We start from the raw sequence: 22,762 nt of genomic DNA, 5'->3' as shown, positions 1-22,762 counted from the left end.
AGTGCAAGTCGCTACCAGGTCTATTAGAATTGCCAACAGTACAACGCCGATAAGATGATGATGAATAACTTACCTGACACGCCTGATTTGCGCATTTTACTGATCAAACTCCGCCATCATGGCGATATGTTATTGACCACTCCTGTCATTGATTCGTTACGTCAAAAATGGCCGCAGGCGCAAATTGACGTGCTGTTGTATGAAGAAACGCGCGATATGCTCGCCGCCCATCCGGCGATTGGCACTATTTATGGAATCGATCGTAAATGGAAGCATCTGGGCACGCTAAAGCACCTTCAAAAGGAGTGGCAGCTGCTCTGCGCGTTACGAAAGCAACATTATCATCTGGTGATTAATCTTGCCGATCAGTGGCGTAGCGCTATCATCACCCGCTTCACCGGTGCGCCGGTTCGCCTCGGATTCGCCTTTAACAAACGCAACAATCCATTCTGGCGTTTCTGCCATAGCGAATTAGTCTCTGTTGCAAATCACAAATCCCTGCACACCGTCGAACAAAATCTCTCCATTCTGTCGCCATTACAGGTCGCGCCTAAGCCGGCGGTTACCATGGCCTACAGCGCAAAAGACTGGCACCACGCCCGCCAGCAGCTGGTGCAAAAAGGAGTGGGCGATAACTACATCGTCATCCAGCCGACGTCACGCTGGTTCTTCAAATGCTGGGATGAGAGCAAAATGGCGCAAACCATCACCGCGCTGCAGCAGGATGGGCATACCGTCGTCCTCACGGCCGGGCCGGATAAAAAAGAGCTGGCGATGATCGATCGCATTCTCGCCGCCTCACCGAAGACGGGGGTCGTCTCGCTGGCGGGACAGCTAACGTTGCGCCAGCTGGCCTCGCTTATCGATCACGCGTGTCTTTTTATTGGCGTTGACTCCGTGCCGATGCATATGGCCGCCGCGCTGCAGACGCCCTGCGTGGCGCTGTTTGGCCCTTCCAAACTGACGTTTTGGTCTCCATGGCAAGTCAACGGTGAAGTCATCTGGGCGGGCGACTACGGCCCCCTTCCCGATCCCGACGCCATTGATACCAAAACGAAAGAACGTTATCTCGACGCCATTCCTGCTGATGCTGTCGTCTCCGCTGCAAGGAGATATCTGTCATGAAACACCATCGCCTGGCGATTGTTCGCCAAAAGTATCGCCCTGATGGCGGGGCGGAGCGCTTCGTTTCACGTGCTCTCACCGCGCTGAGCAACCAGAATCTTGAACTCAACGTCATTACGCGTGAATGGCAGGGCGAAAAGCAGGACGACTGGCATATCCATATTTGCGACCCGCGTAAATGGGGCCGCATCAGCCGCGAACGCGGTTTTGCCCATGCCGCCCGCGCGCTGTGGCAACAACAGCAGTTTGATATTGTGCAAAGCCATGAGCGTATCCCGGGCTGCGATATCTACCGCGCTGGAGATGGCGTCCATCGCCGCTGGCTGCTGCAGCGTGCGCGCATTCTGCCCGCCTGGCGCGCGCAGATGCTGATGTTCGATCGCTATCACCGCTACGTGATGCAAGCCGAACGAGAAATGTACCAGGCCCCAGAGCTGAAGGCGGTTATCTGTAATGCGGAGATGATCAAACGCGAAATCGTCGAAGACTTTGATATTGACGCAAAAAAAATACATGTGATTTATAATTCAATTGATTCCAGCCGCTTCATTCCAGCCCAGGAAGCACAGCGAGCCGCGCTGCGTCAGCAATTTGGTTTACCAGCCGATGCCGTGGTGTTCTGTTTTGTAGGGTCGGGATTTGAACGAAAAGGATTGGCCAGCGCCATACGCGCTATCGCAGGAACGCCAGCCTGGCTGATTGTGGTTGGACAGGATAAAGCAGAACATCGTTATCGTGACCTCGCCCGCTCATTAGGCTGCGAAGGGCAAATCCGTTTCCTGGGGATGCAGAAAGAAACTCTGCCTTTTTATCAGCTATCCGATGGTTTACTGTTGCCAACGCTGTATGATCCGTTTCCAAACGTCATTCTTGAAGCGATGGCCTGCGGCTTGCCCGTCATTACTTCAGAGAGCTGCGGTGGCGCTGAATTTATTCAGCAAGGCCAGAACGGATTTTATTGTGACGCCCTGGATATCGACACATTGAAGGAGGCAATTGCAGCCACCCCTTCTCTGGGAAAAAATAACACGATGGGGCAAGCGGCACGTGAACGCGTAAAAAGCGCCACCCCCGAAAAACTGTCAAGTCAGCTTATTTCGCTTTATCAAAAATTACTGGATTAAAAATGCGTATCCTAATGATTATTGATGGTTTACCCGGTGGGGGAGCTGAAAAAACAGTTCTTACACTTTCCAGCGGATTAATGGAAATGGGGCATCAGGTCTCCCTTTTCTCTCTGCGGAAAGTGTGTGATTACGCCATCCCGGAAGGCATTGATTATCAGGTGGTTCAGGATACCTGCAAAAAACCGTGGCGAAAGCTGACGGAGATCCCACGCCGCGCCCGCCTGCTGGATCAGGCAATTGAGCGGGCTGAGCGCAGCGGAAAATTTGACGTTGTGTTCTCTCATCTGCACAAAACGGACCGCATTGTGGCGCACTGCCGCGCGCTGGAACGTGATAAAGTCTGGTTCTGCGTGCATGGCATGTTCTCGTTCTCTTATCTCCGCCACCGCAGCGGGCTTTCGCGCTGGTTTAAGCATCTTAAAATTCGTCATACCTACGAAAACCGAAACGTTGTCGCCGTCTCAGGCGCCGTGTTGAAAGATCTTTCCGAGACGCTGGCTCTCAAACTCCGGCGTAAAGCGGTTATCCATAATCCTTTTGATATCCCTGAGATTCAGCGTCTGGCGGATGCCCCCTTCGAGATGCAAGGAAAGGATTACATCATCCATGTTGGCCGCTTCCATGAACACAAACGCCACGACCGCCTTTTACGCGCGTTCGCACAGAGTCAGCTTGACACTACGCTTGTCATGATGGGCAATGGCTCCGAAGCCAAAATTCAAAAACTTAAGCAGCTTGCCCGCGATTTGGGTATTGAAAACAAAACGGTTTTCCGTCCGTTCGACGCTAACCCCTACCCCTGGATAAAAGGTGCACGCCTCTTAGTGTTAAGCTCTGACTGCGAAGGTTTTGGTAATGTGCTGGTGGAATCCATTATCTGCCAGACGCCACCGGTCAGTACCAATTGTCCGGGTGGCCCCGCAGAAATTCTCACCGGCGCCTTAGCGCGCGGGCTGGCAGAGTTAAATGACGCGTCACTGGCAAAAACCCTGGTAGATATTTATACCGCCCCGCCGGTCGTTGGCGATGCAACGATTGCATCGTTCGGTATCAATGCCATCTGCCAGCAGTACATTGCTTTGGTCGACAATCAAAAATAATCAGGTTTCTTATGCAAAATTCAGCGCCAATGTTAAGCGTGGTGGTTGCCGTTTATAACGGCGAAGCTTTTCTGGATCAGTTCTTTACCTGCCTTGTGAATCAACGCATCGACAGCATGGAAGTCATCATTGTCAATGACGGCTCGACTGACCGCTCGATGCAGATCGTCGAAAGCTGGCGTGAAAAACTGCCGCAGATACAGGTGATTGAACAGCATAACCAGGGTGTTTCCATCGCGCGTAATACCGGCCTGGCCGTTGCAACCGGTCAGTATCTCTCTTTCCCGGATATTGATGACGTCTTCAAACCTGGCATGTACCAGCGTCTGCTGGATATGGCCGTTACGCAGGATCTGGATGTCGCCACCTGCAACGGCAACTATGTCTGGGAAAATGACAGGAAACCTTCTCGCCCTATCTTCCCTGAGGATAAACTCGCCTCGACGGGCGTCATGACGGGCCCGGCATGGCTGAAGATGGCGCTGGATTCACGTAAGTTCCTGCACGTGACCTGGCTTAATATTTATCGCCACGATTTTATTCGTAAACACCGTTTCCATTTCGAACCCGGCCTGCGCCATCAGGATATCCCGTGGACCACCGAGGTGCTGCTTGCCGCAGAGCGCGTTCAGTACACCAGCGAACGCTTTTATGACTACTACATTCACTCTGCCTCGGTATCGCACACGCCGGATAATGACGACACGTTGATTCGCTCCGCGCGCCACTACATGAAAATCCTGCAGATGCTTGATGCCATTAACCAGCGTTACCCGGATAAAGTGAAAAATATCCCCGCCTGCTACTGGCAAATCGCCAAAGAGGGGTTGGGAATCATTCATACCTTCGACAACATGAAGGATGAGGCAAAGAAGACAATGATTATCAAAGAGTTCTTCGACACCGGGATCTGGAAGCTTATCTGGAAAAGTGCCAAAAGCCCGCGTTTGCGCTGGCGCCTGGGCCGACGCTACTTCCGTTTAAAACGGTATCTGGCATAAGAGATAGCTTTACCTGGCTTAAATGCTTAGAATTTGCCCGCCGAAACTAAAAAGACGGATAATCGCTTGGAATTGTTGTATACCGCCCTGCTCTATATCATTCAGCCACTGGTGTGGCTGAGACTGTTGCTTCGTAGCCGTAAAGCGCCTGCGTATCGTAAACGCTGGGCTGAACGCTATGGCTTTTGCCGCAATAAAGTCGCGCCGGACGGTATTTTGCTGCATTCCGTTTCTGTTGGTGAAACGCTGGCGGCGATCCCGCTGGTTCGCGCTCTGCGCCATCGCTACCCGTCTCTGCCAATTACCGTCACCACCATGACGCCAACCGGCTCAGAGCGCGCGTTATCCGCGTTTGGTAAAGACGTTCATCACGTCTACCTCCCTTACGATCTGCCCTGCGCCATGAATCGTTTCCTGAACACCGTTCGCCCGAAGCTGGTGATCGTGATGGAAACCGAGCTGTGGCCGAACATGATTTCCGCTCTGCACGCCCGTAAAATTCCGCTGGTGATTGCCAACGCGCGCCTGTCAGAGCGCTCGGCGAAAGGCTACGGCAAGCTGGGTAAATTTATGCGCCGCCTGCTGAGCAAAATCACGCTGATTGCTGCGCAGAATGAAGAAGACGCGGCACGCTTTATCTCTCTGGGCCTGAAGCGCAACCAGCTTGCCGTAACCGGCAGTCTGAAATTCGATATTTCCGTTACCCCTGAACTGGCCGCCCGCGCCATCACGCTGCGCCGCCAGTGGGCTCCGCGTCGTCAGGTCTGGATTGCCACCAGTACTCATGAGGGTGAAGAGGCAATTATCCTGCAGGCGCACCGCAAGCTGCTGGAAAAATTCCCTGATTTACTGCTGATCCTCGTGCCTCGTCATCCGGAACGTTTTAAAGATGCCCGCGAAATGGTGCAGAAAGGCGGCTTCAGCTTCACTCTGCGCAGCAGCGGAGAGATCCCTTCCGGCAGTACCCAGGTGGTGATTGGCGATACGATGGGCGAACTGATGCTGCTCTACGGCATTGCTGACCTCGCCTTTGTTGGCGGAAGCCTGGTGGAACGCGGAGGCCATAACCCGCTGGAGCCGGCAGCCCACGCCATTCCTGTGCTGATGGGGCCACACACGTTTAACTTCAAAGATATCTGCGCGAAATTACAGCAGGCCGATGGTTTAATTACCGTGACCGATGCGGACTCGGTCGTCAAAGAGGTATCGACCCTTCTGACGGACGAAGATTACCGCCTGTGGTACGGTCGCCACGCCGTCGAAGTGCTGCACCAGAATCAGGGCGCACTCACCCGTCTGCTGCAGCTTCTGCAACCTTATCTGCCTCAGCGGAGCCACTAATGTCTACGCGTCTGTCGGTCGTCATGATCGCCAAAAACGCCGCCGACCTGCTTCCGGACTGCCTGGCCTCCGTCGCCTGGGCTGACGAGATCGTCATTCTCGACTCCGGAAGCACGGACAACACGGTGGACGTTGCCCGGGCAGCGGGCGCAAAAGTCTTTACCAATACTGACTGGCAAGGCTATGGCATCCAGCGCCAGCGCGCGCAGGGGTATGCCACCGGTGATTACGTGTTGATGCTCGATACCGACGAACGCATCACGCCGGAGCTTCAGCAGGCCATTCAGGCGGTGCTTTCCTCGCCCAAGCCTGGCGCCGTTTACAGCATCGCCCGCCGCAACTACTTCCTTGGCCGCTTCATGCGCCACAGCGGCTGGTATCCTGACCGCGTGATGCGCCTCTACGAGCGCAAGCGCTATCAGTACAACGACAATCTGGTCCATGAATCCCTGACCTGCGACAGCGCCCAGGTCATCCCCCTGACGGGCGATTTGCTGCACCTGACCTGCCGTGATTTCGCCAGCTTCCAGCAAAAGCAGCTCAACTATGCCACCGCGTGGGCACAGGAGCGTCACCAGCGCGGCAAGAAGGCCTCGCTGACGGGTATCTTCACCCACACGCTGGGTGCGTTTCTGAAAACGCTGCTGCTGCGTGGTGGCGTGCTGGACGGTAAGCAGGGCTGGTTACTCGCGGTAGTGAATGCCCAGTATACTTTCAACAAATACACCGAGCTGTGGGCGCTCTGCCGCGGCTACTCAGAGAAAACGTGAGCCATGAGCACAAAAGCGATTTATCCGGGTACCTTCGATCCGATCACCAACGGTCATCTTGATATCATCACCCGTGCGGCATGCATGTTCGACAAGGTGATCCTGGCCATTGCCGCCAGCCCCAGCAAAAAGCCGATGTTTGACCTCAACGAGCGCGTAAAGCTCGCCACCGATGCCATTTCGCACCTGCCGAATGTTGAGGTGGTCGGGTTTAGCGACCTGATGGCGAACTTCGCCCGCGCCCAGCAGGCCAATATTCTGATCCGTGGCCTGCGCGCGGTGGCAGACTTCGAGTATGAGATGCAGCTGGCGCACATGAACCGCCACCTGATGCCGGAGCTGGAAAGCGTATTCCTGATGCCATCAAAAGAGTGGTCGTTTATCTCGTCCACGCTGGTGAAAGAGGTGGCGCGCCATCACGGGGACGTTACCCATTTCCTGCCGGATAACGTCCACCAGGCGCTGATGGACAAGCTAAAGTAGCGCTATTTCTGGCACTGACGGCAGTAGAACGTGGCTCGCTGGGCGTGCTTTGCGGCAGCGATCGGCGTCCCGCATACCCGGCATGGCTCACCTTTACGGCCATACACCTGCAGCTCCTGGGCAAAATAGCCCGGTTTACCGTCGCTTTGCAGGAAGTCCTTCAGCGTGGTCCCGCCCTGCTCAATCGAGCGCAGTAATACGGCTTTAATGACCCGAACCAGCAGCTCACACTCCTGCGCCGACAGCGATGAGGCCAGCCGATCGGGATGGATCCCGGCCGCGAACAGCGATTCACTGGCGTAAATATTCCCCACGCCGACCACCAGCTTGTTATCCATCAGCCAGGGCTTGATCGGAGCCTTCTTCTTCGCACACTTCTCTTTCAGGTAGTCCGCGTTGAACGCGTCTGAAAGCGGCTCAGGGCCCAGATGCGCCAGCACGTTGTGTCCTTCCAGCTCCTTTGTCCACAGCCACGCGCCAAAACGCCTGGGATCGGTGTAACGGAGCACTTTGCCGTTGCTCATGACCAGATCGACGTGGTCGTGCTTTTCCGCAGGCAGTTCTTCGGTCAGGATGCGCAGGCTCCCGGACATCCCCAGATGGATAATAATCCAGCCGTCAGGCAGCTCCAGCAGCAGGTATTTCGCGCGGCGCTGCACGCTAAGGACGGGTTTGTCGCTTAACGCGTGGATCTCATCGGACACCGGCCAGCGCAGACGTCCATTACGAACGACAGCATGAAGAATAGTCGCGCCGACCAGATGGGGCTCAATGCCGCGACGGCTGGTCTCTACCTCAGGTAATTCAGGCATGGTTCCTCCGTTGAGATGCAGAATGCAAAAAACCCCGCAGTTGCGGGGTTTTTCAATACAAGGAAGCTAAAATTATTTGATTTTAGCTTCTTTGTACAGTACGTGCTGGCGTACAACTGGATCGAATTTTTTCAGTTCCAGTTTTTCCGGCTTAGTACGTTTGTTCTTCGTGGTGGTGTAGAAGTGACCTGTACCAGCAGAAGAAACCAGCTTGATTTTCTCGCGAATACCTTTAGCCATGATTTATTTCCTCTTTAAGTACTTAGTACTTTTCGCCACGGGCACGCAGTTCAGACAGAACTGTATCGATGCCTTTCTTATCGATTACACGCATACCTTTAGCAGATACGCGCAGGGTGACAAAACGCTTCTCGCTCTCAACCCAGAAACGGTGAGAGTGCAGGTTCGGCAGGAAACGGCGTTTAGTCGCGTTCAGTGCGTGGGAACGGTTGTTACCGGTCACCGGACGCTTGCCAGTAACTTGGCAGACTCGGGACATGTCTATTCTCCAAAAATCAAATTAGCTCGAGCTTCGTATGGGGTATCGGCGCCTCGTCAGGCTTTACAGCCCGGTCATCGCGTAGTTCTAAGTGAACTCTCGATTGCCAGGCCCAAATGCCAAACCCGAGATTCTCAAAGGTGGCGTAGTATACGCTGACTCGGCGGTGTGCTCAAGTCCCGAACAGACAAAGATCCCGATGGATCGCCAGAAATAGCCTAAATCCAGCCATGTTCTGCAAAAGAAATGTACTCTCCGCGGCCAATTATCAGATGGTCCAGCACACGAATGTCCATGAATTGACAGCATTTGATAATGCGCTCGGTGATTTCTTTGTCCGCTCTGCTCGGTTCTGCACAGCCAGAGGGGTGATTATGCGCGAGGATCACGCCTGCTGCATTCACTTTTATCGCTTCGCGCACAATTTCACGCGGATGCACCTCAACGTGGCTCAGTGTACCTGAAAAAAGGCGGGTATGCTTAAGCACCCGGTTTCGGTTGTCGAGAAAGATCACCATAAAGATCTCCCGCTCCAGACCGGATAGCTGGCTTTGCAGAAATTCGCGGGTCATGTCAGGGGTAAGGATCGGATCTTGCTCCTCCATCTGCACGTTATAAAATCGCCGGGCAAGTTCAGCAATACCCCGTAACTGGGCATATTTCGCGACGCCAATGCCTTCTACGTGCGCAAACTCCTCCAGTTCGGCGGTCAGCAAACCATACAGTGAACCAAAATGGTCTATCAGATTTCTCGCCAGCGTAAATACCGTTTTTCCCTTCGTACCTGTACGTAAAAAGAGCGCCAGCAGTTCGTCGTCTTTTAATAACGTGACGCCATGACGCAGCATTTTTTCGCGCGGTAGCAGCAGTTCAGTCTCTTCCATGCCCGGCCTCCTTCTGTTTGCCATAATGCTGCCACAGGCAAATCCGGGGCTCGACGCTGAGGTTTCGTTCTTGCGTAGCGCCTCGCAAAGTGAATAAAGGACTTCATCACCCCGTATTTGGGATTGTGATAAAATGCCCGCTCTCTGGTGAAACCCAACAGGAAAGAATCATGATGAGCCTGGCCGGTAAAAAAATCGTTCTTGGCGTGAGCGGCGGTATTGCTGCCTATAAAGCGCCGGAGCTGGTGCGTCGTCTGCGCGAGCGCGGGGCGGACGTGCGGGTCGCGATAACCGAAGGCGGTAAAGCCTTTATCACCCCTCTGAGCCTGCAGGCGGTTTCAGGATACCCGGTATCTGACAGCCTGCTCGATCCGGCCGCCGAAGCTGCGATGGGGCATATTGAGCTTGGGAAATGGGCCGATCTGGTGATTCTTGCCCCAGCCACGGCGGATTTGATTGCCCGCGTGGCGGCCGGTATGGCGAACGATCTGGTTTCGACCATTTGCCTCGCGACGCCTGCACCTGTCGCCGTTGTGCCAGCCATGAACCAGCAGATGTACCGCAACGCCGCCACCCAGCATAATCTGGAGACGCTGGCCTCGCGCGGCCTGCTTATCTGGGGCCCGGACAGTGGCAGCCAGGCCTGCGGCGACGTTGGCCCAGGGCGTATGCTCGACCCGTTGACGATTGTAGATATGGCTGCCGCCCATTTCTCACCTGTCAACGATCTGCAACATCTCAACATCATGATTACTGCGGGTCCCACGCGCGAGCCGTTGGACCCGGTGCGCTACATCACCAACCACAGCTCCGGCAAGATGGGCTTTGCAATTGCTGCCGCAGCGGCAAAACGCGGTGCTAACGTCACGCTGGTCAGCGGCCCGGTCTCGTTACCTACGCCACCTTTTGTGCAGCGCATTAATGTCACTACCGCGCAGGAGATGGAAGCCGCCGTGCAGGCTCATGCGCAACATCAGCAGATTTTTATCGGCTGTGCGGCCGTGGCAGACTATCGTGCCGAGACCATCGCCGAATCTAAAATCAAAAAGCAAGGTGATGAATTAACACTGAAAATGGTGAAAAACCCGGACATTGTTGCTGGGGTCGCCGCACTAAAAAACCATCGTCCTTACGTTGTTGGATTTGCCGCAGAAACGAATAATGTGGAAGAATATGCCCGGCAAAAACGTACCCGCAAAAACCTCGATTTAATTTGCGCGAACGACGTATCGCTGGCCACGCAAGGATTTAATAGCGACAGCAACGCACTGCACCTTTTCTGGCAGGATGGAGATAAAATCTTACCGCTTGAGCGCAAGGAACTCCTGGGCCAACAATTACTGGACGAGATCGTTACCCGTTATGATGAAAAAAATCGACGTTAAGATTCTGGACCCGCGTGTTGGCGAGCAATTCCCGCTGCCAACCTATGCCACCTCCGGCTCTGCCGGACTTGACCTGCGCGCCTGTCTCGATGACGCCGTAGAACTGGCTCCCGGTGCCACTACCCTGATCCCGACTGGGCTGGCGATCCACATTGCTGACCCGTCTCTGGCGGCAGTGATCCTGCCGCGCTCTGGTCTGGGCCATAAGCACGGCGTTGTGCTGGGTAACCTGGTCGGCCTGATCGACTCCGACTACCAGGGTCAACTGATGGTATCCGTCTGGAACCGTGGCCAGGACAGCTTCACCATTGAACCGGGCGAGCGTATCGCACAGATGGTTTTTGTACCGGTGGTTCAGGCAGAATTTAACCTGGTGGCAGACTTTGATGCCACCGACCGTGGCGAAGGCGGCTTCGGCCATTCCGGGCGCAAATAACCGCCCGACACACACGTATCTCGCAGCGCCATAACGCAATAACGCAATAACAAACCGCAAACGCCAGTTTGCGGTCGCTGTGTGGATGCCAGCCTGGCAAGTGCTTATTTTTCAGGGGTATTTTGTAACATGGCAGAAAAACAAACCGCGAAAAGGAATCGTCGCGAAGAAATACTTCAATCTCTGGCTCTGATGCTTGAATCCAGCGATGGCAGTCAACGCATCACCACCGCTAAACTGGCCGCCTCTGTGGGCGTGTCTGAAGCGGCGCTGTATCGTCATTTCCCCAGCAAAACAAAAATGTTCGACAGCCTGATCGAGTTTATTGAAGACAGTCTGATCACACGCATTAATCTGATTTTGAAAGACGAAAAAGACACCACCGCGCGTCTGCGTCTGATTGTGCTGTTAATTCTGGGCTTTGGGGAACGCAATCCGGGTTTAACCCGTATCCTGACCGGCCACGCGCTGATGTTTGAGCAGGACAGGCTACAGGGCCGCATCAATCAGCTTTTTGAGCGTATTGAAGCGCAGCTGCGCCAGGTGCTACGCGAGAAGAAAATGCGTGAAGGCGAAGGATACAATACGGATGAGACATTGCTGGCAAGCCAGATCCTGGCGTTTTGTGAAGGCATGCTCTCCCGCTTTGTGCGCAGTGAATTCAAATACCGACCAACGGACGATTTTGACGCCCGCTGGCCGTTAGTGGCAGCGCAGCTGCAGTAGCACCGCAGGCCCGGTAAGCGTAGCGCCGCCGGGCAATTCAGTTACACGCCAAACTCTTCGCGATACGCCCGCACCGCCGCCAGGTGATCCGCCATCTCTGGCTTCTCTTCCAGATACGCAATCAGGTCTTTCAGGGTGATGATAGAGGTCACTTTGCAGCTGTAATCACGCTCTACTTCCTGGATAGCAGAGATATCGCCGCGACCACGCTCCTGACGATCCAGAGAAATAAGCACGCCAGCCAGCGTCGCGCCGTTGGCCTGGATAATCTCCATAGATTCACGGATCGCAGTGCCTGCGGTGATCACGTCGTCCACCAGCATCACGCGGCCCTGCAGCGCGCTGCCTACAAGATTACCGCCTTCACCGTGGGTTTTGGCCTCTTTGCGGTTAAAGCAGTACGGCACGTCGCGGTCGTGATGTTCCGCCAGCGCGACTGCTGTGGTGGTCGCAATTGGAATGCCTTTGTAGGCCGGGCCAAACAGCAAGTCAAAATCAATCCCGGAATCCACCAGCGCTTCGGCATAGAAACGGCCTAACAGGGCCAGATCGCGCCCGGTATTAAACAGCCCGGCGTTGAAGAAATAGGGGCTCTTACGCCCGGATTTCAGCGTAAATTCGCCAAACTTAAGTACCTGTTTATTAATAGCAAACTCAATAAACTGGCGCTGATACGATTTCATGGATTCGCTCCTTTGGTTTTTCTGTCTTACAGGCAAAAAAAAGGCGACTCACTGGTCGCCTTTAAAATCAATTTTCTAACGCCGCTTTCTGCGTCGTTACAATGGATTCGATCCCCCCTCGGGCCAACGCCAGCAGGGAGAGAAGTTCTTCATGGGTGAACGGCTCGCCTTCCGCCGTGCCCTGCACCTCAATGATGCGGCCATCTTCGGTCATCACCACGTTCATGTCGGTCTCGGCGGCGGAATCTTCAACGTATTCCAGATCGCAAAGCGCTTCGCCGTTAACGATCCCCACGGAAACCGCCGCGACCATCCCTTTCATTGGGTTGGTTTTCAGCTTACCGGCTGCAACCAGCTTGTTCAGGGCATCCGCCAGCGCTACGCAGGCACCGGTAATGGACGCGGTACGCGTGCCGCCATCTGCCTGAATTACGTCGCAGTCCAGCGTAATAGTGAATTCACCGAGAGTTTTCAGGTCAACGGCAGCGCGCAGCGCACGTGCGATCAGACGCTGAATCTCCATGGTACGGCCGCCCTGCTTACCCTTTGCCGCTTCACGGGCATTACGAGTGTGCGTTGCGCGTGGCAGCATGCCGTATTCGGCGGTGATCCAGCCCTGACCCTGGCCTTTCAGGAAGCGCGGAACCCCTTCTTCGATGGACGCGGTGCACAGCACTTTGGTGTCACCAAACTCAACCAGCACGGAGCCTTCAGCGTGTTTTGTATAGTTACGGGTCAGGGTGACGGGACGCACCTGATTGGCGCTACGACCTGATGGACGCATGATGGATTCTCCGGCTTGAAACGAATGTGGCTGCGCATTATACGGATAAAGGACGCTTATTCCTATCCTGAGAAGCCCCCGAAAGCTATAATCCCCCCATCTCTCCTTTAAAAACGGGAATGTCTATGATCCGCAGTATGACCGCCTACGCCCGGCGTGAAATCAAGGGTAGCTGGGGTAGCGCTACCTGGGAAATGCGTTCGGTAAACCAGCGCTATCTGGAAACATATTTCCGTATGCCGGAACAGTTCCGCAGCCTTGAACCTGTGGTGCGCGAGCGTATCCGTACGCGTCTGACCCGCGGGAAAGTGGAATGCAACCTGCGCTTTGAGCCAGATGCCAGCGCGCAGGGCGAACTTATCCTCAACGAAAAGCTGGCGAAACAGCTCGTGAATGCGGCGAACTGGGTCAAAATGCAGAGCGATGAAGGCGAAATCAACCCGGTTGATATTCTGCGCTGGCCTGGGGTCATGGCCGCCGGTGAGCAGGATCTGGATGCCATTGCCGCTGAAATTCTGGCAGCCCTCGACGGCACGCTGGACGATTTTATCGTTGCCCGAGAAACCGAAGGCCAGGCGCTAAAAGCGATGATTGAGCAGCGTCTTGAAGGCGTGAGCACCGAAGTGGCCAAAGTCCGCACCCACATGCCAGAAGTGCTGCAATGGCAGCGCGAACGACTTGTCGCCAAGCTGGAAGAAGCGGAAGTTCAGCTGGAAAACACCCGTCTGGAACAAGAGCTGGTGCTGATGGCGCAGCGCGTTGACGTGGCCGAAGAGCTGGATCGTCTGGAAGCGCACGTGAAAGAGACCTACAACATACTGAAGAAGAAGGAAGCTGTAGGCCGCCGTCTGGACTTTATGATGCAGGAGTTCAACCGCGAGTCGAATACTCTGGCGTCTAAGTCTATCAATGCTGAAGTGACCAACTCAGCGATTGAACTGAAGGTTCTGATTGAGCAGATGCGCGAGCAGATCCAGAATATTGAGTAATCCCTTTTTGGGTGGTATCGGCTGATGCCACCCATTATTATTTCTAATTCGAATTTTCACACCTTTTCCAATTCACCTGCCAATAATCAACCATATTCAGCATGTATTGATTAGATTTTATAGGTGAAATCCAATCGCCTTAGAAAATCTCAATCGTGATCTTGCGCACAAATCGCTAACCTTCCCGCGTTCACACCGGAGGGTATATGCTGCTTCACATTCTTTATCTCATTGGTATCACCGCAGAAGCCATGACTGGCGCTCTCGCCGCCGGGCGTCGCCGGATGGACACTTTCGGCGTGATCATTATTGCTACTGCAACCGCGCTGGGCGGCGGTTCCGTGCGCGATATCCTGCTTGGCCATTACCCGCTTGGCTGGGTGAAGCATCCTGAGTACGTGATTATCGTCGCAACGGCTGCCGTATTAACCACCATAGTGGCACCCGTTATGCCCCATCTGCGCCGCCTGTTCCTGGTGCTTGATGCGCTGGGGCTGATCGTTTTTTCAATCATCGGCGCGCAAATCGCGCTCGATATGGGGGAAGGTCCGGTTATCGCTACCATCGCGGCCGTGGTCACGGGGGTATTCGGCGGCGTGCTGCGCGATATGTTCTGCAAACGCATTCCTCTGGTCTTTCAAAAAGAGCTGTATGCCGGCATCTCCTTCGCCGCAGCGGTGCTCTACATTGCCCTGCAGCATTACGTTTCAAACCACGATGTGGTGGTCATCTCCACGCTGCTGTTTGGCTTTACGGCCCGCATGCTGGCGCTGCGTCTGAAGCTCGGGCTGCCTGTGTTTCACTATAAGCACGGCGCTCACTAATCTCAGAACCCGTTGATGTGCTGTCCAGCGAGCCACTTCGCCAGCACATCAATCTCTGGCGCGTGCAGCCAGCTAACGATTTGCCGCGCCTTCTCCTCTCCCGTTCCCGGCAGGGTCTGCCATGACTTTGCGCTGCGCTCGCTCATCTTCTGCCAGGACACCTCCCCTGAAGCCTTCAGCGACGCCTGCGGTAACGGAACACCCAGAGCCATAATCCAGCGGATGAAAGGCTGCTCGCGCACCTGATTAAAGCGGTGCCAGAGCGCGAGCCCGCGCGCTGCGGAAAACCCCGGCGTCGACTGCAGCTGTTCCTGCGTTAATAGCAGCCATGAAAAGAGATGTTCAAAATGATGTGCCTGCCAGAGCATCCGCCAGCCTGACTCACCTAATCCTTCAATGTTGAATACCTGCTTTGAACTGAGCCACGTCAGCCGGGCAAAGAACTGTTCCATACACGCTGACGAGGCATAAAAGCAGCTAAGGGAGTGATAACGCGAGGCCGGTGGTTCTGGTTTTTGTCTGTCCGTTCCTCGCCAGACCACCTTATCAAACCGGGGGATACCCTGCCCGGCCAGACTTACCTGAACCTGATCGCCCGGGGCAATATCCAGCCTCTGCCAGCGCCCAACCGAACCCAGGCTCACTCGCTGCACCTGTTTATCGTCCAGTTGGACAGGCTCCAGTGCCGCCACGACAGAAATTTTGCCAGTGCGCCCCACGGAAAAATGAATATTCCTGACCTCAGCGACCTGTGCCGCAGGCGAATATTTCCACGCGATGACCCAATTGCCTTCGCCAGGCAGCCAGCGCTCCCCTGAAGGAGACTCCGCAGACCGAACCACTATGCCATCCGTGGCAAAGGGTAATGCCGTGTTTTGCCAGGCCAAACGCTGTTTTTCAACAGCATCAACAGTCTGTACGGGCATCGTATAGCGCGCCGTCAGGGAAAAACCTGCGCTGGACAGCTCAGAAAGCCTGTTTTCCATTCCCTTCGGTCCATCCGGCCAGGCCCAGATAAATATTCCCGTCTGGTTCAGAAACGCGTTGTCCTTTTGTCGCATCATCGCGCCCGCCACTTTTGCACGTGCATTCATTCCGCCCATCTGCCGCTGGACGTGGTTTTCGTGTAGCCAGAAAAGCTCCCCTTGTAAGACGCTGTTTGCCAGCACGCCGGATACCTCCTTAGGCACGGACGGAATCAAACGCACGCGTGCCGTCCAGTCCTCGCCTTTTAGCCCATTACCACGGCTGATCGCCCGGGCCAGCTTTCCGTTGCGATACACAAGCGTCACTGCCACGCCGTCGACTTTTGGCTGCATCCAGAGATTTTTCCGGCCGTGCATCCACTGGCCCAGCGCTTCTTTGCTGGCTGCTTTACGTACCCCCGTATGAGCAACAGGATGTTTTACGCTTCCGGTCAGCGCAGGAAGGGAGCTCTCAGCAAGATCGTTGCCAAAACAGTGTTGCCACTGGGTTAAACGTCCGTTGAGCTGGTCATACACTTCGTCACTGACCTCGCTCACCCCCTGCTTCCAGTAAGCGTCATCCCAGCGTTTAATTTGTGCGCTTAACGACGCAATCTCTTTTTCGGCTTTTGCCTGTGACCACACCGGACACACCGCCGCCCCGTAACCACACCACAACAACATTAACCCGCTTATCCATCGCCACATCGCTACCCCTCCTTTGCAATGCAGGAGGTATAACCTGGCGTGAGAAACGACGCTAATAGCAACCTTTCACGCTGCGAGGCGCTATCCAGCGTAAATTTTTATTGCTGCAAACCGCAGGTAAAACCTGAAAACGGTACGCAAAATTCAATAATCCAGGGGAAAAAGTGTGACAAAGGCTACGTCACACAGCGGCGACGTGTATAATAAGCCCGTATGTAGGACTTCTTCGCTAACACATACAAAAGACTCTCATGGCTCAAGGCACGCTTTATATTGTTTCTGCCCCTAGTGGCGCGGGTAAATCCAGCCTTATTCAGGCACTGTTAAAAACCCAACCGTTGTACGATACACAGGTTTCTGTTTCTCACACCACGCGAGCGCCGCGTCCGGGTGAAGTGCACGGTGAACACTATTTCTTTGTGGATCACGACGAGTTCAGAGCGATGATCGGCAGAGACGCGTTTCTTGAACACGCAGAAGTGTTTGGAAACTACTACGGCACCTCACGTGAAACCATTGAGCAGGTTCTGGCGACGGGCGTGAATGTGTTCCTCGACATCGACTGGCAGGGCGCACAGCAAATTCGTAAGAAAATGCCTGACTCGCGCAGTATCTTTATTTTACCGCCGTCGAAAGATGAGCTGGATCGCCGCCTGCGTGGCCGCGGTCAGGACAGCGAAGAAGTCATCGCAAAGCGTATGGAACAGGCAGTTGCAGAAATGAGCCATTACGCGGAATATGATTACCTTATTGTGAATGATGATTTTGATGCCGCGCTGAGCGATCTCAAAACCATTCTTCGCGCAGAACGACTGCGTATGAGCCGCCAGAAGCAGCGACATGACGCATTAATCACCAAACTGTTGGCAGACTGAACCCACTTTCAGTATCATGCCCAGTCATTTCTTCACCTGTGGAGCATTTTAAGTATGGCACGCGTAACTGTTCAGGACGCTGTAGAGAAAATTGGTAACCGTTTTGACCTGGTGCTGGTCGCCGCGCGTCGCGCTCGTCAGATGCAGGTAGGCGGTAAAGATCCGCTGGTACCGGAAGAAAACGATAAAACCACCGTTATTGCACTTCGCGAAATCGAAGAAGGTCTGATTAACAACCAGATCCTCGACGTACGTGAGCGCCAGGAGCAGCAAGAGCAGGAAGCCGCAGAACTGCAGGCCGTAACCGCCATTGCTGAAGGTCGTCGTTAATTAAACCTGCGGGTCGCCCTTGTATCTGTTTGAAAGCCTGAATCAACTGATTCAAACCTACCTGCCTGAAGACCAGATTAAGCGTCTTCAGCAGGCGTATCTCGTTGCACGTGACGCTCACGAGGGCCAGACACGTTCAAGCGGTGAACCTTATATCACGCACCCGGTTGCGGTAGCCTGTATTCTGGCCGAGATGAAACTCGACTACGAAACGCTGATGGCCGCCCTGCTGCACGACGTGATCGAAGATACCCCTGCCACCTACCAGGATATGGAACAGCTGTTTGGCAAAAGCGTTGCCGAGCTGGTGGAAGGGGTCTCTAAGCTTGATAAGCTGAAATTCCGCGACAAGAAAGAGGCGCAAGCCGAAAACTTCCGCAAGATGATTATGGCGATGGTGCAGGATATCCGCGTCATTCTCATCAAACTCGCTGACCGTACCCACAACATGCGCACGCTGGGCTCACTTCGCCCGGATAAACGTCGCCGCATTGCCCGTGAAACCCTCGAAATCTACAGTCCGCTGGCGCACCGTTTAGGTATTCACCACATCAAAACCGAGCTGGAAGAGCTGGGCTTTGAAGCGTTGTACCCGAACCGCTATCGCGTAATCAAAGAGGTGGTAAAAGCCGCCCGCGGTAACCGTAAAGAGATGATTCAAAAGATCCTCTCTGAAATTGAAGGGCGCTTACAGGAAGCGGGAATTCCGTGCCGCGTCAGCGGTCGCGAGAAACATCTGTACTCCATCTACTGCAAAATGGTGCTCAAAGAGCAGCGTTTTCACTCGATCATGGATATCTACGCGTTCCGCGTAATCGTCCACGATTCGGACACCTGCTATCGCGTGCTGGGGCAGATGCACAGCCTCTATAAACCGCGTCCGGGACGCATGAAAGATTACATCGCCATTCCGAAAGCGAACGGCTATCAATCTCTGCATACCTCGATGATCGGTCCGCACGGCGTGCCTGTTGAAGTGCAGATCCGCACCGAAGACATGGACCAGATGGCAGAAATGGGTGTTGCCGCACACTGGGCGTACAAAGAGCACGGTGGCGAAAGCAGCACGACCGCACAAATCCGCGCCCAGCGCTGGATGCAGAGCCTGCTGGAGCTTCAGCAGAGTGCGGGTAGCTCGTTTGAATTTATCGAGAGCGTTAAATCCGATCTCTTCCCGGATGAGATTTACGTTTTCACCCCAGAAGGCCGCATTGTCGAACTACCTGCGGGCGCAACGCCGGTCGACTTCGCCTACGCCGTGCATACCGATATCGGGCACGCCTGCGTCGGCGCGCGCGTCGACAGACAGCCTTACCCGCTGTCTCAGCCGCTCTCCAGCGGCCAGACGGTGGAAATTATTACCGCGCCGGGCGCACGTCCGAACGCGGCCTGGCTGAACTTTGTCGTGAGCTCCAAAGCGCGCGCAAAAATCCGTCAGCTGCTGAAAAACCTCAAGCGCGACGACTCCGTCAGCCTGGGGCGTCGTCTGCTCAACCACGCGTTAGGCGGCAGCCGCAAGCTGGCTGAGATCCCGCCGGAGCATATCCAGCGTGAACTCGACCGTATGAAGCTCACGTCTCTGGACGATCTGCTGGCGGAAATTGGTCTGGGCAACGCCATGAGCGTCGTGGTGGCGAAAAACCTGCAGCAGGGCGAAGCGACGCCTTCTGCTCCAGGCGCATCCGGCCATGCTCATCTGCCGATTAAAGGCGCGGACGGGGTGCTGATCACCTTCGCAAAATGCTGCCGCCCAATCCCTGGCGACCCGATTATCGCGCACGTCAGCCCGGGCAAAGGGCTGGTTATCCACCATGAATCCTGTCGTAACATTCGCGGCTACCAGAAAGAAGCCGAGAAGTTTATGGCGGTCGAGTGGGATAAAGAGACCGCGCAGGAATTTATCACCGAAATTAAGGTGGATATGTTCAATCACCAGGGTGCTCTGGCGAACCTGACGGCAGCAATCAACACGGCCTCGTCCAACATTCAGAGCCTGAATACGGAAGAAAAAGACGGCCGCGTGTACAGCGCCTTTATTCGTCTGACCGCTCGCGACCGCGTGCATCTGGCGAACATTATGCGCAAGATCCGCGTCATGCCGGACGTGATTAAAGTCACCCGAAACCGAAACTAGGTTTATGAATTCACAACGTTATGCCCGTATCTGCGAAATGCTCGCCAGGCGTCAGCCTGACCTGACGGTCTGCATGGAGCAGGTCCATAAACCACATAACGTTGCTGCTATCGTCCGTACCGCTGACGCCGTAGGCGTGCATGAAGTGCACGCCGTCTGGCCAGGCAACCGCATGCGCAACATGGTCTCCGCTGCCGCAGGCAGTAACAGCTGGGTCTCGGTCAAAAACCATCAAACCATTAGCGAAGCCGTATCGCACCTGAAAGGCCTCGGGATGCAGGTTCTTGCGACAAACCTCTCCGCTAAAGCCGTGGATTTCCGCGAGATCGACTATACCCGCCCGACCTGCATTTTGATGGGCCAGGAAAAAACCGGGATCTCCCGGGAAGCGCTGGATCTGGCGGATCGGGACATCATCATTCCGATGATCGGCATGGTCCAGTCCCTTAACGTCTCCGTAGCGTCCGCGCTCATTCTGTATGAAGCGCAGCGCCAGCGTCAGAACGCCGGGATGTACGAGCGCAGCAACAGCATGCTGCCGGAAGAGGAACAGCAGCGCCTGCTGTTTGAAGGTGGCTATCCGGTGCTGGCCCGCGTTGCGAAGCAGAAAAAATTGCCTTACCCCCACGTCAACGCGCAGGGCGAAATTGAAGCCGATGCCGAGTGGTGGGCCACCATGCAGTACGCCGGGTAACCGATGAAAGGCCGCCTGCTGGATGCTATCCCGCTCAACAGCCTGACGGGCGTGGGCGCGGCGCAAAGCAATAAGCTGGCAAAAATTGGCCTGCACACTGTGCAGGATCTCCTGCTTCACCTCCCCCTGCGTTACGAAGACCGCACTCAACTCTACAAGATTGGCGATCTGCTTCCCGCCATTTACGCCACCGTTGAAGGCGAAGTCCTGAACTGCAACATCACTTTCGGCGGACGCCGGATGATGACCTGCCAGATCAGCGACGGCACCGGCATCCTCACCATGCGTTTCTTCAACTTCAGCGCGGCGATGAAAAACAGCCTGGCGACGGGCCGCAGGGTGCTGGCCTATGGCGAAGCTAAACGCGGGAAATACGGCGCAGAGATGATCCACCCGGAGTACCGCGTGCAGGGCGATCTCAGCACGCCGGAGCTGCAGGAGACGCTCACCCCGGTTTACCCGACGACGGAAGGCATCAAGCAGGCAACGCTGCGTAAGCTCACCGATCAGGCGCTGGAGCTGCTGGATACCTGCGCCATTACCGAGCTGCTGCCGCCAGAACTGGCTCAGGGCATGATGAGCCTGCCAGAGGCGCTGCGCACCCTGCACCGCCCGCCGCCAACGCTGCAGCTCAGCGATTTAGAAAGCGGCAAACATCCCGCCCAACGGCGTCTTATCCTTGAGGAATTACTGGCGCATAACCTGAGCATGCTGGCGCTTCGCGCGGGCGCGCAGCGTTTCCACGCTCAGCCGTTAAGCCAGAATGATGCGCTCAAAGATAAGCTGCTGGCCTCGCTGCCCTTTAAGCCCACCGGCGCGCAGGCGCGGGTCACCGCCGAGATCGAACGCGATATGGCGCTCGACGTGCCGATGATGCGCCTGGTGCAGGGCGACGTCGGGTCCGGTAAAACGCTGGTTGCCGCCCTGGCCGCGTTACGCGCCATCGCCCATGGCAAGCAGGTCGCACTGATGGCACCGACAGAGCTGCTGGCCGAGCAGCACGCCAACAATTTCCGCACATGGTTCGCGCCGCTCGGGATTGAAGTGGGCTGGCTTGCCGGGAAGCAAAAAGGTAAAGCGCGTCTTGCGCAGCAGGAAGCCATCGCCAGCGGCCAGGTGCAGATGATTGTCGGCACGCACGCCATCTTCCAGGAGCAGGTGCAGTTTAACGGCCTTGCGCTGGTGATTATCGACGAGCAGCACCGCTTTGGCGTGCATCAGCGTCTGGCGCTGTGGGAAAAAGGGCTGCAGCAGGGCTTCCACCCGCATCAGCTGATCATGACCGCCACGCCGATCCCGCGCACCCTGGCGATGACCGCCTATGCCGATCTGGATACCTCCACCATCGACGAACTGCCGCCGGGCCGTACCCCGGTCACGACGGTCGCCATTCCTGACACGCGCCGCAGCGATATCATTGACCGCGTGCGCAACGCCTGCACCCACGAAGGGCGTCAGGCCTACTGGGTCTGTACCCTGATTGAAGAGTCTGAACTGCTGGAAGCGCAGGCCGCCGAAGCGACGTGGGAAGAACTCAAGCTGGCACTACCCGAGCTGAACGTTGGCCTGGTTCACGGCCGCATGAAGCCTGCCGAGAAGCAGGCGGTGATGCAGTCCTTCAAACAGGGAGATCTGCATTTGCTGGTTGCGACGACGGTCATTGAAGTGGGCGTTGACGTACCCAACTCCAGCCTGATGATCATCGAAAACCCGGAGCGTCTGGGCCTTGCTCAGCTCCACCAGCTGCGCGGGCGCGTTGGCCGTGGCGCGGTAGCGTCCCACTGCGTACTGCTCTACAAAGCCCCGCTCTCAAAAACAGCCCAGATGCGGTTGCAGGTGCTGCGCGACAGCAACGACGGTTTTGTGATTGCGCAAAAAGACCTGGAGATCCGCGGCCCGGGTGAACTGTTGGGCACGCGCCAGACGGGTAACGCAGAATTCAAAGTAGCGGATTTACTGCGCGATCAGGCCATGATCCCCGAAGTTCAGCGCCTTGCGCGACATATTCATGAACGCTACCCCGAACAGGCGGCAGCGTTAATTGAACGCTGGATGCCGGAAACCGAACGCTATTCCAACGCCTGATC

At 55.5% G+C, this 22,762-nt stretch carries 24 protein-coding genes; 17 read left to right on the top strand and 7 right to left on the bottom strand.

The features are described from left to right. Nucleotides 1-54: 54 nt before the first annotated feature. The 7 genes from rfaQ (at nt 55) to coaD (ending at nt 6,947) form a co-directional block, all read left to right on the top strand. Complete coding sequence (gene rfaQ / locus AB8818_RS15960) at nt 55-1,125, top strand: putative lipopolysaccharide heptosyltransferase III (protein ID WP_192984119.1); 1,071 nt, start codon at nt 55-57, stop codon at nt 1,123-1,125. Beyond that, a complete protein-coding gene (locus AB8818_RS15955; protein ID WP_116342979.1) occupies nt 1,122-2,249 on the top strand; it encodes a glycosyltransferase family 4 protein in 1,128 nt (375 codons plus the stop codon). Before rfaQ ends, AB8818_RS15955 begins: the two co-directional genes overlap by 4 nt. A 2-nt stretch (nt 2,250-2,251) precedes the next feature. Beyond that, on the top strand, nt 2,252-3,352 hold the full coding sequence (locus AB8818_RS15950) for a glycosyltransferase (protein WP_163330025.1): 1,101 nt from the start codon (nt 2,252-2,254) through the stop codon (nt 3,350-3,352). Between the two features lie 11 nt (nt 3,353-3,363). Continuing rightward, entirely contained in the window at nt 3,364-4,353 is a 990-nt protein-coding gene (locus tag AB8818_RS15945) for a glycosyltransferase (RefSeq protein WP_116342975.1), read from the top strand. 66 nt (nt 4,354-4,419) lie between these two features. Next, nucleotides 4,420-5,694, top strand: a complete 1,275-nt coding sequence (gene waaA / locus AB8818_RS15940) for a lipid IV(A) 3-deoxy-D-manno-octulosonic acid transferase (protein ID WP_116342973.1) — start codon at nt 4,420-4,422, stop codon at nt 5,692-5,694. After that, nucleotides 5,694-6,464 carry a glycosyltransferase family 2 protein gene (locus tag AB8818_RS15935; RefSeq protein WP_192984122.1) on the top strand — a complete coding sequence of 257 codons (771 nt, stop codon included), beginning with the start codon at nt 5,694-5,696 and terminating at the stop codon, nt 6,462-6,464. The genes waaA and AB8818_RS15935 overlap by 1 nt, the downstream gene beginning before the upstream one ends. 3 nt (nt 6,465-6,467) lie before the next feature. Beyond that, entirely contained in the window at nt 6,468-6,947 is a 480-nt protein-coding gene (gene coaD / locus AB8818_RS15930; protein ID WP_116342969.1) for a pantetheine-phosphate adenylyltransferase, read from the top strand. 2 nt (nt 6,948-6,949) lie between these two features. Here the strand turns inward: coaD and mutM are convergent, their stop codons facing one another. The 4 genes from mutM to radC all read right to left on the bottom strand — a co-directional run bounded on the left by mutM (nt 6,950) and on the right by radC (nt 9,142). After that, the gene (gene mutM / locus AB8818_RS15925; protein ID WP_116342967.1) at nt 6,950-7,759 is read right to left on the bottom strand and encodes a bifunctional DNA-formamidopyrimidine glycosylase/DNA-(apurinic or apyrimidinic site) lyase; all 810 of its coding nucleotides are present in this window, start codon (nt 7,757-7,759) and stop codon (nt 6,950-6,952) included. Nucleotides 7,760-7,831: 72 nt separating this feature from the next. Continuing rightward, on the bottom strand, nt 7,832-7,999 hold the full coding sequence (rpmG, locus tag AB8818_RS15920) for a 50S ribosomal protein L33 (RefSeq protein ID WP_003024094.1): 168 nt from the start codon (nt 7,997-7,999) through the stop codon (nt 7,832-7,834). Between the two features lie 22 nt (nt 8,000-8,021). Next, on the bottom strand, nt 8,022-8,258 hold the full coding sequence (rpmB, locus tag AB8818_RS15915; protein WP_002436699.1) for a 50S ribosomal protein L28: 237 nt from the start codon (nt 8,256-8,258) through the stop codon (nt 8,022-8,024). Nucleotides 8,259-8,476: 218 nt separating this feature from the next. Further along, a complete protein-coding gene (gene radC, locus AB8818_RS15910) occupies nt 8,477-9,142 on the bottom strand; it encodes a DNA repair protein RadC (RefSeq protein WP_116342965.1) in 666 nt (221 codons plus the stop codon). A 173-nt stretch (nt 9,143-9,315) separates the two neighbouring features. On the opposite strand from radC, the gene coaBC reads away from it, so the two are divergent. The 3 genes from coaBC (at nt 9,316) to slmA (ending at nt 11,689) form a co-directional block, all read left to right on the top strand. Then, nucleotides 9,316-10,527: a bifunctional phosphopantothenoylcysteine decarboxylase/phosphopantothenate--cysteine ligase CoaBC gene (gene coaBC, locus AB8818_RS15905; RefSeq protein WP_116343108.1), complete on the top strand. Its 1,212-nt coding sequence runs from the start codon at nt 9,316-9,318 to the stop codon at nt 10,525-10,527. Further along, a complete protein-coding gene (gene dut, locus AB8818_RS15900) occupies nt 10,505-10,963 on the top strand; it encodes a dUTP diphosphatase (RefSeq protein ID WP_015570042.1) in 459 nt (152 codons plus the stop codon). Before coaBC ends, dut begins: the two co-directional genes overlap by 23 nt. A 129-nt stretch (nt 10,964-11,092) precedes the next feature. Beyond that, entirely contained in the window at nt 11,093-11,689 is a 597-nt protein-coding gene (slmA, locus tag AB8818_RS15895; protein ID WP_028015015.1) for a nucleoid occlusion factor SlmA, read from the top strand. A 41-nt stretch (nt 11,690-11,730) separates the two neighbouring features. Here the strand turns inward: slmA and pyrE are convergent, their stop codons facing one another. Continuing rightward, nucleotides 11,731-12,372 carry an orotate phosphoribosyltransferase gene (pyrE, locus tag AB8818_RS15890; RefSeq protein WP_041911672.1) on the bottom strand — a complete coding sequence of 214 codons (642 nt, stop codon included), beginning with the start codon at nt 12,370-12,372 and terminating at the stop codon, nt 11,731-11,733. A gap of 67 nt (nt 12,373-12,439) precedes the next feature. Beyond that, nucleotides 12,440-13,156 carry a ribonuclease PH gene (gene rph, locus AB8818_RS15885; protein ID WP_006812424.1) on the bottom strand — a complete coding sequence of 239 codons (717 nt, stop codon included), beginning with the start codon at nt 13,154-13,156 and terminating at the stop codon, nt 12,440-12,442. A 125-nt stretch (nt 13,157-13,281) separates the two neighbouring features. Between rph and AB8818_RS15880 the strand changes: the two genes are divergently transcribed. Both AB8818_RS15880 and AB8818_RS15875 read left to right on the top strand, forming a co-directional pair. Then, a complete protein-coding gene (locus tag AB8818_RS15880; RefSeq protein ID WP_116342963.1) occupies nt 13,282-14,145 on the top strand; it encodes a YicC/YloC family endoribonuclease in 864 nt (287 codons plus the stop codon). 206 nt (nt 14,146-14,351) lie between these two features. After that, nucleotides 14,352-14,969: a trimeric intracellular cation channel family protein gene (locus AB8818_RS15875; protein WP_061096641.1), complete on the top strand. Its 618-nt coding sequence runs from the start codon at nt 14,352-14,354 to the stop codon at nt 14,967-14,969. A gap of 2 nt (nt 14,970-14,971) precedes the next feature. Here AB8818_RS15875 and ligB read toward each other — a convergent pair whose 3' ends face one another. Further along, complete coding sequence (ligB, locus tag AB8818_RS15870; RefSeq protein ID WP_192984125.1) at nt 14,972-16,642, bottom strand: NAD-dependent DNA ligase LigB; 1,671 nt, start codon at nt 16,640-16,642, stop codon at nt 14,972-14,974. Between the two features lie 251 nt (nt 16,643-16,893). On the opposite strand from ligB, the gene gmk reads away from it, so the two are divergent. The 5 genes from gmk to recG are packed head-to-tail and all read left to right on the top strand — an operon-like array spanning nt 16,894 to nt 22,760. Beyond that, on the top strand, nt 16,894-17,517 hold the full coding sequence (gene gmk, locus AB8818_RS15865) for a guanylate kinase (protein WP_010426438.1): 624 nt from the start codon (nt 16,894-16,896) through the stop codon (nt 17,515-17,517). Nucleotides 17,518-17,571: 54 nt separating this feature from the next. After that, nucleotides 17,572-17,847, top strand: coding sequence for a DNA-directed RNA polymerase subunit omega (rpoZ, locus tag AB8818_RS15860; RefSeq protein ID WP_000135058.1), 276 nt, complete (start codon nt 17,572-17,574; stop codon nt 17,845-17,847). A 19-nt stretch (nt 17,848-17,866) separates the two neighbouring features. Continuing rightward, nucleotides 17,867-19,981, top strand: a complete 2,115-nt coding sequence (gene spoT / locus AB8818_RS15855; protein WP_028015011.1) for a bifunctional GTP diphosphokinase/guanosine-3',5'-bis pyrophosphate 3'-pyrophosphohydrolase — start codon at nt 17,867-17,869, stop codon at nt 19,979-19,981. A gap of 4 nt (nt 19,982-19,985) precedes the next feature. Further along, nucleotides 19,986-20,675, top strand: a complete 690-nt coding sequence (gene trmH, locus AB8818_RS15850; RefSeq protein ID WP_116342959.1) for a tRNA (guanosine(18)-2'-O)-methyltransferase TrmH — start codon at nt 19,986-19,988, stop codon at nt 20,673-20,675. 3 nt (nt 20,676-20,678) lie between these two features. Next, nucleotides 20,679-22,760, top strand: a complete 2,082-nt coding sequence (recG, locus tag AB8818_RS15845; protein ID WP_116342957.1) for an ATP-dependent DNA helicase RecG — start codon at nt 20,679-20,681, stop codon at nt 22,758-22,760. Nucleotides 22,761-22,762: the final 2 nt, after the last annotated feature.

This window comes from Enterobacter sp. KB-280D8 (genome assembly GCF_041399405.1).
In the GTDB taxonomy this organism is placed as follows: domain Bacteria; phylum Pseudomonadota; class Gammaproteobacteria; order Enterobacterales; family Enterobacteriaceae; genus Enterobacter; species Enterobacter cloacae_N.
This window is presented reverse-complemented; position numbering and strand designations above follow the sequence as displayed.